Source organism: Aurantimonas sp. E1-2-R+4 (assembly GCF_036549515.1).
Taxonomy (GTDB): domain Bacteria; phylum Pseudomonadota; class Alphaproteobacteria; order Rhizobiales; family Rhizobiaceae; genus Aurantimonas; species Aurantimonas coralicida_A.
Map to the genome: position 1 here is coordinate 1 of NZ_JAZHLK010000157.1, position 658 is coordinate 658.

General features: G+C 61.2%; 1 pseudogene. It reads right to left on the bottom strand.

Annotation, left to right across the window (positions count from 1 at the left end):
• Positions 1 to 186: 186 nt before the first annotated feature.
• Positions 187 to 309, bottom strand: a pseudogene (locus VQ045_RS22150) (IS3 family transposase); the annotation flags it as partial.
• Positions 310 to 658 lie beyond the last annotated feature (349 nt).

Below are 658 nucleotides of genomic sequence, written 5' to 3' on the forward strand. Positions count from 1 at the left end.
CATGAGAAGGGCCCCGATCGGGGCCCTTCTCATGACGTCACCTGGCACATATTTCCTCCGGCCAACTGGCGCATATTTGCTCCGGCGTTGACAGCCGGTTTGTGGGCTGGAAGATTATCCATGGCGACCACGTGATCGACAGGCGCCAAGCTAGCACCCGGCGGCTGAACCTCCAGAGCTTGTCGCGGGGGCGGCCGCGCTCGTCGTCGAGCCGAAGACGCTGGCGGCTTCCTCAAAAAGCTGCGTGCGCCACTGCCTGATCTGGTTGGGGTGAGCGTCGATCTGCTGCGCCAATTCCGCCAGCGTCCTACGTGCGGTATTGTGAGATCGATCGCCTCGGTCGCGAGACATTGGCGAATTGGACGCCGGCCAGCTACCAAAGCGCTTCTAATCCGCGTTGATCACTCTTTATCCGAGTGTGGGGATGTGCCGCGTACGCGCCGCCATACCCCTGCTTTCTTTTATGCCATATCAACGCTTTTCATGGGGCGGCCGCCACGCGTATGAGCCACGGCGCCTGTTGGGCGGTCAGCTGGGGGAGGCGAGGGGGATGTCCCGAAGTTTGTTGAACTTCGTTGAGCGGCGATGCCGGGTTGAACGTTACGCGGCCCTCGATGCAGGGGCAATGAACTTTTCGGCATTTTGGCGCTGATGGGCA